General features: G+C 43.4%; 7 protein-coding genes. 2 read left to right on the top strand and 5 right to left on the bottom strand.

Annotation, left to right across the window (positions count from 1 at the left end; genetic code table 11):
• Both D3222_RS25670 and D3222_RS25240 read left to right on the top strand, forming a co-directional pair.
• A partial coding sequence (locus D3222_RS25670; RefSeq protein WP_198672902.1) for an alpha/beta fold hydrolase occupies positions 1-8,734 on the top strand: 8,734 nt, incomplete at its 5' end.
• Positions 8,735-9,496: 762 nt separating this feature from the next.
• Positions 9,497-9,682 carry a hypothetical protein gene (locus D3222_RS25240; protein WP_157975406.1) on the top strand — a complete coding sequence of 62 codons (186 nt, stop codon included), beginning with the start codon at positions 9,497-9,499 and terminating at the stop codon, positions 9,680-9,682.
• Here D3222_RS25240 and D3222_RS25245 read toward each other — a convergent pair.
• The 5 genes from D3222_RS25245 to D3222_RS26305 all read right to left on the bottom strand — a co-directional run.
• Positions 9,674-10,117 carry a hypothetical protein gene (locus D3222_RS25245; protein WP_157975407.1) on the bottom strand — a complete coding sequence of 148 codons (444 nt, stop codon included), beginning with the start codon at positions 10,115-10,117 and terminating at the stop codon, positions 9,674-9,676. The genes D3222_RS25240 and D3222_RS25245 overlap by 9 nt on opposite strands.
• Entirely contained in the window at positions 10,118-10,711 is a 594-nt protein-coding gene (locus tag D3222_RS22565; protein WP_118988112.1) for a polymorphic toxin type 25 domain-containing protein, read from the bottom strand. It lies immediately after the preceding gene.
• Positions 10,712-10,735: 24 nt separating this feature from the next.
• Positions 10,736-10,900 (bottom strand): hypothetical protein, encoded by a 165-nt coding sequence (locus D3222_RS25250; protein ID WP_157975408.1) that lies wholly within the window; start codon positions 10,898-10,900, stop codon positions 10,736-10,738.
• Between the two features lie 100 nt (positions 10,901-11,000).
• Complete coding sequence (locus tag D3222_RS22570) at positions 11,001-11,543, bottom strand: DUF3916 domain-containing protein (protein WP_118988113.1); 543 nt, start codon at positions 11,541-11,543, stop codon at positions 11,001-11,003.
• Positions 11,544-12,257, bottom strand: a 714-nt coding sequence (locus D3222_RS26305; RefSeq protein WP_118988114.1) for a hemolysin BL-binding protein, incomplete at its 5' end; no start/stop codon positions are given. It abuts the gene before it with no gap.

Genomic DNA, 12,257 nt, shown 5'->3' on the forward strand with positions numbered 1-12,257 from the left:
TGCCAATATTATTACCCATGTGGGTCACGGTGATGATTACACCGGTGCCTGGGGGCAAGCCAACGTTATCACTAAAGTCGGTGACGGGCGTAATGTGGTGCTTGCTAAAGGTAAGGCTAACATGATCACTCAGGTGGGTAAGGGAGACAGCTTTAATGCCTTATGGAGTGAAGGCAATGTGGTTACCAAGGTGGGTGACGGTATGCAGGTTACGGTGGCAAAAGGGAAAGCTAACGTCACTACAACAGTAGGCAATGGCTTAAATGTAACTGCTGCTCATGGTGACGCTAACATAAACAGCCAGGTAGGTAATGGTGTTTCGGTTAACGTGGCATGGGGTCAATACAATGTGAATACCAAAGTTGGGGATGGCCTTAATATTGCGGTCATGAAGGGTAAAGGCAATGCCAATATCCATGTGGGTGATGGTCTGGGTATCAACGCTTGTTATGCACGTAATAATGTGGTGGTTAAGATTGGTAATGGGGATTTCTACAGCTTCTCTGCTACAGAAAGCAACAAACTCTCTTCTCTCTTTGAACATATCAAACAGACAACATTAGGTGTGGGAGGCAGTCAGGCGATCAACTACCTGGTTCAGGGGGATGAGGCTAACACGTCGGGCACTCATAAAGGCAGAGGTGCGATTAATTTAGCGGAAGTTTCCTCCATTGATGGCTTTCAGATGGATGAAATTGCGCCGGTAAGTTCAGGTTTAAACCATCGTCTCAATGGTGCCGTGACAGCCGTGGAGACGCCTGATATGAGTTCAATAGAAGGTGCTTTGAGTCTAGAAACGCGATCGGTGTCGGATCAGAATGAAAATCTGATCGTCAATGGTGGCTTTGAACAAGGTAAATTGGGTTGGCAGTCAACCAATGATATCGAGGCGTATAGCCCCGCGAGTGCTTATGGTCTTGATAATACCGGTTATGGTGAACGAATCGGTAAATTTGATGTTGATAAAAACACCGTAATTTGGCAGGAATTACGAAATTTGTCTGAAGGCGAAGTGGTTTCACTGACTTTTGATTTTATGAGTCATTTAGAGATGGTGGACCGTGATCTGAGTAACAGCGGAATAATGGTGTTGTGGAATGGTAAGTCTGTATTTTCATCTTCTGGACCGCGAGCGATATGGCGCACTCAAAAACTCGATTTAATGGCAAAAGCGGGTACTAACCGGATTGAATTTAAAGGTACCGGTCAGGATGATGGATTTAGCTATATCCTAGACAATATCGCGGTGAAATCTGAGACATCACTGATTGTCAATAGTGACCTTGAGCAAGGTAAATTGGCTTGGCAATCAACCAATGATATTGCGGCCTATAGCGCAGAGAGTGCTCATGAACCTAATAATACTCGTTATGGCGAACGAGTCAGTGAACTTGATGTTGATAAAAACACCACTATTTACCAGGATCTGCAAAATCGTTCTGAGGGAGAAGTGATTTCGCTGAGCTTTGATTTTGCCAATCGTCCCGATGCTTATTCAGCCGACAATGGTATGGATGTTTTCTGGAACGGCAAACTTATATTCTCGACTTTTGGAGACGCAGCGAAATGGCAAAATAAAACACTAGAGCTGACAGCAAAAGCGGGCAGTAATCGAATTGAGTTTAAAGGAACGGGTTTGAATGATGGTGTAGGCTATATTCTGGATAACGTTGTTGCAAAATCCAAGAGCTCACGACAAGCCAATATTATTACTGAACATGTGAAACAGGATAAAGCAGCGCAAAATGCGTTAAGCGATAAAGAAACAGCAGAAAAAGATCGCCAACTGTTGGAGCAGGAAAAAGAGAAACAATTGGCAGAAATTGTGAAATCGCAATCCCAATTGGAATTAACGGATCAGGAAGCACTTAGCCGAAATGGGCTGGCACAACGTAATGCGATAGAAGCAGAAGCGCAGGCGGAGACTGACAAACTGGTTTCCATGACGCAAGGTTTGGATGTGCTTGGTGACTATGCCGATTACAGCGGCCAATCAGGTGACCAGTGGCGCAATCAGTTTGCTTCCCAATTTTTGAGCCGTGCCCAGGATGAGCTGAATTACACCAAATTTATTACCCAGAAAAGATTAGCTAATGCTCAACGGTCTATTACGGATAACCAACAACAAGTAAAAGAAGCGGTTAAGAAATCCGAGGCCGGTGTAGCACAAAGTGAGCAGCATCATGCCAGTGCAAAACAAGATATTGCAGAAGCTCAGAAAAAAGCAGCGTTAAGAAAAGAAGAGGCATTATTGCAGCAACAGCAGGCCAAAGAAGCGGAAAATGACGCAAATATCGCCTATCAGGGGGCGGAATATCGGGGTAAACGTGATATTGCCGCGGCTGAAAATAAGATTGCCCAAGTGCAAGCAGATGCTAGAGGGGCAAAGCAGAACGATTCCAAACCTGATCGTACTGGTGCCGGTGGTAGTGGTTTGTCTGGCAATGCCTACGAATCGACAGGAGCAGGGGAAACAGGCAGCTATATTGATCCCGAATTAATACCGGAAGCTGAAAAAAGATTCTACAAGGGATTGACCGAAGAAGAGCTACAAGCACTGGATGGTGCTAAACAAGCGGTTGATCGTCTACAGATAAATGCCGGTATCCGCGCGGAAAATACTGGCGTTTTAACTACTGCAAAGTTTACCAAAGTACAATCTGACGATATGGTGATGCCAACGTCGAACAGTTTAGGTGAGCGTGTCAGAAGAGTGCCGAGGATTTCAGGTATTAATCTGGAATCGTTGGGGAATGATGTCAAAGTAGAGCAGAAAAATTCCGCTATCTTTGAAAGTGCAAAATTTAATTTATTGAAAGAGGGAAATAAGCTATTTATCAACCCTAATGTACGAACATTGGGGCGGAAAAGGCAACTTAGCAAGGCTCTGGCTGAGGTACGAGATACTTTCTATAAAACGATGAGCCATTTCGATGAAGAGCATGTATTGCTGCTTGAACAGGCGATAGCTGATTGGCAACAGCGTAACCCAAAAGAATTTGCTCTGCGTGTCAGTCAAGTGAACTTAATACGTTTTAGAATGGGCCGAATGATTGAGCACTTGCAGGCCCAGCGAGCTGAATCCGCTGGCGTCCTTGGGATCGCCGTGGCGCCTCAACATGCTGAACATCTTAAGCAGCGAGTCATATTTGATGGAACCGGACGTATTATCGGTTTGAAAGGCGGTATAACACAAAACGAAATTAATCGTCTTATTGAGTGGCGGATTACCCCGTTGACCCGAACGAATTCAACCGCTGAACGGGAAGCGCCTAAGACCGAAAGCGAAAGTCTGGTTGCTTTTATGAGTCGATTGGAAACCGCTAATATCCCGGAAACGATGCCTTTGATTGGGCGAGCTAGAAGACTCTGGCTCACTGGACAAGTCACATCGAAGGAAACTATCAAGTTATTTGATGATGCGGCCAGCCAGTTACAGGCATATCCTGAGTTACATGCTTTGGCTCTGTCATTACAGGCTGACGCTCACAGAGAAAAGTCAACTACCCAATATATTGACAACTTATTTGGCCGTCGTTTTGATTCTGAGTTGGCCCATACGTTGGTGAAAACCGCGTCACCGGATGCGATAGCGACCTCCAGACGGATAGGGCAATTCCTGGTGCGGGAGTTTGAGTCGTATATGCAAAGTCAGGGCTCAACCGCGCGTGACGGACAGATTGCTATCAAAATGCAAGCTTTCGCCGATGTGATTAAAAAGGATATTCGCCCTTGGTTCAGTCGGGTGCCAGAACTGACCACATTCCTGCAAAAACCCACCTTTGATAACTTTAAAATCATGATGACCAAGGTGGATAATGGTTTTGAAATGATCAAGATTCCGTTTCTGGCGGTAAAAATGTCAAACATTGATGGTATGGGTTTACATATATCTCAATGGAAGGTAGATGCGAATATTTTCTATCGGGAAGAGATCTGTAAGACCCGTTCCACCAGCAGTAGGTTAACTAATCGGGCTGATGTTACCTACAAAGTGAAGTTAACTGAACAGCAAACCAATGATTATGGTATTGCGTTACCCTACCAGCCATCCGGTGATCAGTATGAAGATTTCCTGTATGGCAGAAAGGTGGCGGCAGGCAAAGTGCTAACGCCAGGACAGGAAACGTCACTTGAGCGTAATGCCTTGGCGCAGGGGCATTCCGTGGTGACGGGGGCATCTGGTTCGACCAATATCATGGTTCATCTCAATAACTCTATTGCCAGTCAAGATCCTACTTTCTCGCAAGAGCAGGCATATCTTAATACTTTGGCGTTCCTGGTGTTTGATGGCGGTCATTCGGTTAATGAAAGTTTGGTGGTCTACAAAGCATTGCAGACGACTGGTGATGAACGCCGGCAAGTACTGCAAAACTACACCGCCAGTTATATGGATCTGATGGATATCGCTGGAGATAAAGGAAAATTATGGATAAATCAGGCAGTAAATAGTGCATTTGAAAAAACCCAACACCTTTATCGAGAAAATACTCCAGAGAGAGAGAACTCTCCGGTGGGAGCATTGCAGGCGTTAGCGGGCAAAAATGGAGCGTCAGAGTCGATATTAATTGAGGATGATGGTACTTCGCCACAGGATAAAGACTCTTTAAACCCAGTGACCCGATTCTTTAACAACGAACTGTATGGTTTTAAAGAAGAGCGCCGCCATATCAGTGATGAGACGCAGACCATTCTTAATGATGCGGTTGCTAATGGCAGTTCAAGCAAAATCACCCTAAAAGGCGAAGGGGGACGTTTAACTGGATATTATCATCAAGGTGATATAAAACCAGGTGATATCTCGACGGCAGCAGAGAAAAAAGTCGTGCTGTTCCTTCATGGTTCAGGTTTATCCGCAGAAGAGCAAGCTCATGATGTCCAAAGCCACTATCAAAAGCAGGGCATTGATATACTTGCTGTCAACATGCGGGGCTATGGTGGTAGTGATGGTAGTCCAGGTGAGCAAGGGTTCTATCAGGATGCCAGGACGATGCTTCGCTATTTGGTGCAAGATCGCGGGATTAAACCGGGTAATATTATCATTCATGGTTATTCCGTCGGTGGGCCGGTGGCGGCTGATCTTGCCCGATATGCGGCGCAAAATAATCAAGCCGTGTCAGGTCTGCTGCTCGACAGGCCAATATCGAGTATGACCAAAACCATAACCGCGCATGACGTACCAAACCCTGGCGGCATGATTGGGGCATTGGCAAAAGCGATGAATGGACAATTTTCAGTAGAAAAAAACCTCAAAGGCTTGCCAATTGATACGCCGATCATGCTGTTAACTGACAATCAAGGTTTAGGGCATGAGGGGGAAAAGCTGCGTGCAAGATTGACCGCTGCTGGTTATCGCGTATCGGGTGAGCAAACCTTTTATGGTCATGTCGAGAGCGGTGCTTTAATGAACCAATATGCTGATCGGATTGTCTCGACGCTCTCCGGTTTTCAAAATAAAAATCAGGATATGGTGAAGACCGCGTTGCAAAAGAGTGATGATCGTGGGACGCGTTTTGGTGGTCAGATCATTATTCAAATGGAGAATGACCCGATTGTCGCGAAAGCCGCGATCAATCTGGCGAGTAAACACCCAGAATCCAGCGTGGTGGTTAAACTTGATTCTAATGGCAAATATCATCTCATTTATGGTGATCCTGCCAGATTGTCAGGCAAATTACGTTGGCAGATTGTTGGTCATGGCCGTGACGGATCGGCACAAAATAACACACGCTTGAGTGGTTACAGTGCTGATGAATTGGCAATAAAACTAAAACAGTTCAGCCAGAACTTTAACCAGGCAGGTAAACCTGATCGTATCAGCATCGTGGGTTGTTCACTGATTAGTGATGATAAGCGCAATGGTTTTGCCTATCGTTTTATTATCGCCTTGGATAAACAGGGCATCCGTAGTGATGTTTCAGCGCGTCGTAGTGAAGTGGCTGTTGATGCAACAGGTCGTAAATTTACCCGCGATAAAAATAATCAGTGGGTTAACAAATTGGACAATAACAAACTGGTGTTACGCTGGAATGAACAGGGTGAACTAACGACTACAACAGAAAGATTGCGTCGTGGTGTGGCTGAAAGCGATATCAACCTTGCCAGGGTGGGGTACACAGAAGCTGATTCAGTAACCAAAGGGGCAATTGCGGATAACCATGATGTTTTCACCGCGCCAGGGAAGCGTAAAAATAGGATAGAGCTCGGTTCAAATCCTCAATCGGATAAATCGCTGAGTTACTCTGGGAATATACAGGTAAATGTGGGCGACGGTGAATTTACCGCGATCAACTGGGGAACATCGAACGTAGGTATCAAAGTGGGTACGGGTGGGTTTAAATCACTGGCCTTTGGTGACAACAATGTGATGGTTCACATTGGGGATGGTGACAGTAAGCACAGCGTTAATCTTGGTGGTTATCAAGCATTTGAAGGCGCGCAGATGTTTATCGGTAACCGTAACGTTAGCTTCAACAAAGGGCGCAGTAATGACTTGATTGTCATGATGGATAAATCCATCCCTACGCCACCGTTGGTTAATCCATTTGATGGCGCTGCGCGTATTACCGGTGTACTGAAATCTATTGCTCATTCCGGCGAAGAGTGGAACTGGTTAGCGGCGCAAAATCGGCAGTGGACGTTATCTGGTGCGAAAAAATTTGTGCGGGACATGTCTGGTTTAGACCAAACCAGTAGTGTGGATTACAAGACATTGGTTGATCTGGATTCGCAGCTTGAGCGCAGTAGCCGTGGTTTGAAAAGTGACACAGAAGCGGCATTGAATAAAAAATACCACCAATGGTTAGGTGGTCACGGCAACAATATAGATACCAGTAAAATGAGCCGTGCGGATAAATTCCGTCAAGCCAATGAAAAACTGGCTTTCAATTTTGCGGTAGGTGGTCAGGGCGCGGACATTCAGGTCACAACCGGTAGCTGGAACTTTATGTTTGGTGATCATATTCAATCGATTTTGGATACCAACCTGGGTTCTCTGTTTGGTCTGATGACGCAGCAATCTTCAACGACGGGCCTGGTGAAGACAACATTTACTTACAATCTACAGGACTTACCGCGTCAGCTTAAAAACAAACTGCTTGGTCGGTTAGCCAGTGTGAATGCGGATACCACTTTAGCGGATATTTTTGGTGTGGATTACACTTCGGAGGGACAGATTGTTGCCCGTACTGGTGAGCCGGTTGATGGCAAGGCTATTTTGCGAGAGATGCTGGAAGTTATTAAGCAGTTTGGTGGTGATCAACTAAGTACTTTCACTGATCCGGATAAATTGATTGATGGTTTGAAACAGAACGCCGATATGAGTGCCGATGGTATTGAATCATTTCTTGTCAGTCATGGGCTGAAAGAGAAAGCGCCTGATGAAGATCGGGAAAAGAGTGTACCGGGTGCCATCAACAGTGGGAATATTCAGGCTAATGACAAATCAGAGCGTGCATTGGGCTTTAATTCGCTGAACTTACCTAACCTGTTTGCAACGATATTCAGCAAAGATAAACAAGAAGAGATGAAATCGTTAGTGACCCATCTGAAAGAGAATCTAACCGCAGATCTGCTCAATATGGAGCAGAAAACCTTTGATTTCTTGCGTAACAGCGGTCATCTGCAAGGGGATAGCGATATCCACGTATCGTTGGGGAACTATAACTTCAACTGGGGCGGTGATGGTAAAGATCTCGGAGCTTACTTGGGCGATAACAACAACTTCTGGGGGGGGCGTGGTGATGATGTTTATTACTCGATTGGCACCTCCAACATCTTTGCAGGCGGTGAAGGTAATGACTTGGGCGTTCTGATGGGACGTGAAAACTGGATGTTTGGTGGTGAAGGGGATGATACCGCAATAGTCGCTGGGCGCATTAACCAAGTCTTTATGGGCGAAGGTAATGATCAGTCCTTTGTTTTTGGCGAAGGTGGTTTTATTGATGCTGGTAATGGGCAGGACTACGTTATCACCTCTGGTAACTACAACCGGGTCGATACCGGGGAAGGGCAGGATTATGCTGTGACCATCGGTAATAACAACCGGGTTGAGCTAGGTGAAGGCAATGACTTTGGCCGGGTGTTTGGTAATGACAACCGAATTGATGGCAACATGGGTGACGATGTCATTAAACTGATGGGCTATCATGCGGTAATTAATGGTGGAGAAGGTGATGACCACCTGATAGCGGCCACAATTTCGAAATTCAGCCAGTTTGATGGTGGTGATGGTCAAGATCTACTGGTTTTGGGGGGATATCAAAACCACTTCCAGGGTGGCACAGGAGTAGACAGCTTTGTGGTCAGTAGTAAGGTGATTGACAATCAGGTTAATGATATTAATGCAGAAGATATGATTGCCTTTAATGGTATTGACTGGCAAGACTTGTGGTTCCAACGCAGTGGATACGATTTAGTGTTATCAGTGAATCGCCGTACTCAGGATAAAACTGCTCAGGGTGTATTTGAATCGGTGGGTTCAGTCACCTTTAATAATTACTTTAATGGTAACCATGCCAAATTAGTGACGCGGATGGGGCGTAAGGATGCATCAGGAGAGCGTGAATTTACGGCACTTTCCGACAATGCGGTTGACACCTTGATTCAGGCAATGAGCAATTTTTCCCCAACAGCCGGTGATAATGGTTTTATCGAAGGGTTGGATAGCAAGGCGAAAGTGGCGATTACGACGGCCTGGGCAGATACCACGATTGGCAAGGGAAAATTTGCCTGATTAATTTTCTATAACACATAAGTAATAACTGTAAAAATGGCTCACTGGATAGGTGGGCCATCTTAATCTCGCAAGGGTATTATCGTTCTTGGGTAAATTATTCAATGAGTCATAAGAATGAGTAAAATACACTATCCGAGTCTGTACGATTAGTCAGATAGCAGGTTGGATATGGTCTCTCCACGTTACGTTTCATATTCAACCTGCCTTTACCTTTCATCATTTTCCTCTAAGGATACGTAATCCACCTAGAAAATCATAACCAGAGATTAAAATTGTCATTGTTTTATATGAACTAAATAAAGAACTTAATATTGCAAAGATAATATTTATTGCTGAAAAATAGAGAAATCCGCCAATGAGTCTGACTCATGTAATGTTGGGTTTTCACATTTAATACACTTCATAAAACTTCTCCAAATAATAATCTCAATCCAAAGATTGATTGTTAATTTACGTAAATTATAAAGGTGATAGTATACAAGCCAATAATTTATTAGTCCGATAAACACCCCTATTTTTAATAGCCTTATTTACATCTTCAAGTGAAAAAAGAAATATTCCATCTATAAAAAACTAAGGCAACCATCTGATAATAAAGAAATAGTTAGATTCATAAAAATATAACTAATATCCATATGATGTTTTTAATAAAGAAAAACTTTACTCGATCATTCTTTAAACCTCACATTTTACATAGCTCAAGCCAGTCCCACTGGCTGTATTCCAGAGTATTGTGCCCACAGACCGGATTGGCCGTTAATGCTCCAGTCCAGTGCACTCCCTTCCACAGCAACCATTATCTGGCAAGAGAGTGGCGTATTACTACTACAGGCTTTCTCGATTTCGGTCTGCTTGTCCTGTTACCATTTCTCAACCGTGCCTTTTTTATTCGCCTCTGTTGCTGCCAGTACATTCGCCAAAGAGTTATTCTCAATGCTAAGCTAATAAAGCATATAACATTGAAGCAACAAATGAGCTTCTTATTATCCATAATAACAATCCTTGAGATCCATTTTTCTGAGTAATAAAAAACTCATAAAATAAGCTAGTATTTATACGGTTTTTATTGTACTGAGAGTGATTGTAAGAAAATCTGAAATAAACAGCCACTCCCCATGTACATATAATAAGAGGGAAAAATTCACTTCCTGATTTATTATTAAAATATTTGAAAAAATAAATCATGGGAACTCCAATAAATAAAGATATCCTTCCTCCCCATAGGGAAACATTTTCATCTCTAAGAAAAAAAACGCCACTAAAAAAATCATTCATGGATATAGAAGAAGTTAGACTCAATTTATTCCTACGACAAAAAACAAGAAAGGATAAAAAGAAAACTAATAAGCATATTAAACTTATAATTATATCTACATTCATTTAATCGCCACCTTTATTAAATTTATAATTATATAATTCTGTTCCAGATGAGCCATTTATATCAATGTTTTCTATCTCTGTTTTCTTAGAAATTCCACTCCATCCCCATGCAGGACCAACACCTAAGTTTAAACCAAGACCATCCTTTCCATAGGAAATACCTACATTCCCTAATCCAAGACCAAAACCTAATGAATTATTTCTTTTCGTATCAATCATCCCTGGCAAATATGGACCAAACTGAATACCTATCTGTCCAGATAAACGACCGCCAACAGCAAGAGTTTCCCCTTCATTTATTGAAAATTGAGAATTATCAACATTTGCATCATAAAAATATCCAGCTCCAAAACCAAATGCAGCTTCGCCCTTCGCATAAGGCTTAACTTTATAAGTTACTCCCCAAGATGGTCCCTTGTGAGATTGTTTTATCGCCTTACTAATTTCATCTGAACTTTTACCCTTCCTCTGTAGATCAAAAGATAATGAAGCATCCGAACTAACTGAGTTGGCTATCTGTCCCCAAAAAGTTCCGGGACCATAACCAAGAGCATTATTGTCAGTAACAACGCATTCTATTGCGAAGTTGACCACTGAACGCCGACTTTCCCTGTATACTCAGTCAGTTATAACCGGATTTTCCCGGTGCTTCTTCACCGCCCGTCCCAAAATCCCCTGACGCACTTTTCGCCCCCAAAGGCCAGTTTTTCCCTCCATGTAGCGGTCAACACTAACCGGGGCAAGCCCAACCCATACCCGCAGCTCACCGCTGGCTAGCTGCACGGGGATTTACCACGGGGAAACCAATCACCAAGCGAGGCCGGACAGTTGATTATCCGGCTGGCTAATGAAGGATAATTAGCTGGTATATAAATTCTTAGATTTAGTTAACTTCACCAATATACCAGTATTCAGAATAATAAGGCTTTCCCTCGTCATCTTCACTTATTCTAAGAACACCTAGCTCTGAAAAACCATCAGGTAATCGTAAGTTCCATTCTTTGCATAAACTTCGTTCACTCAATAAAGTTATTTTACCAAACCGACTATATTCATTACGCGTATGTTCATTGAAATATTCCTCAGATGTGAATATACATAATTCACTTGAAAACATATCAGGCAATACAATGGAACAAGTAATTCTTATATAATTTTCGTTGTCTGGCTTTGCCTTATAAATGTTATAAGCTGCATCTATCAAATCTTGAGCACAAATAGATTGAATATTTTTATTAGTCTGTTTTCCTTGTACCAATGCTGAATGCACCGGGATTTTTACATTCCAGTAACCGTAAGAATAATCATTTCCAGTGATAACAGGAAAATAGGCTCTATATGACTCGGACCATATTTTCAATGAACGTAGTCTACGTGGTATACCACGCAGTTTTTTATTGCTCAACGCTATTCTACGCATAGACATTTATAATTTCCTTCCTTTAGCAGCATCAGTTTTGGCCTGGTTTACCGTACCATCTAAGTTTAAGACAGCCTTAAATTTCCCTTTGTTATCAAAAATCTCAAGATGGTTCTTATGTTGACTATCAAGATATAGCTGATCACCTTTTTTAATCACTTTTCCAATATTGTTATTGGCTTTGTAAACACTCTGCCCCTGATATATTTGGCTGGTTTTTTGTGTGCTGTTTTTTATTTGAGCACCAAAACCGGGTTGAGTAAGAAATTCATTCATATTTCCTACAGCCCCCTGATTCGGTTGATACGGTTGTTTACCTTTTCCAACATTCCCGCCGCCTTTTGCTCCAGCCTTACTGATCCCTCCGGCCACTCCGGCAGACGCAGCAATTCCCGTCTGCCCCATAATCTTCACGATTTCTTGGGTGGTTTCTTCTGAGCCACCGGTGACTTGGGCACGATGGAGCACTAAATTGCGGGATGAGTCAATATTCGACATCGCACCCCGTAAATCTGCCCATTCCCGCACTTCTGCCGGCGTGAGGGAATCTAGTCCCTGCATTCTGGCTTTTTCCTGAATTTCGCTCATCCGGGCACTGTAATCACCCTGTAATGCCCGCAGCTCTTTGGCAACCGCAACACACTGGTCAGCCCCTGAACACGTTGCTATCCGCGCCTGAACCTTATCATATTCTTGGCGATACTTATCCCTGACAGTCGT

Origin of the sequence: Photorhabdus sp. CRCIA-P01, from assembly GCF_003545805.1 — a bacterium.
Classification (GTDB): domain Bacteria; phylum Pseudomonadota; class Gammaproteobacteria; order Enterobacterales; family Enterobacteriaceae; genus Photorhabdus; species Photorhabdus antumapuensis.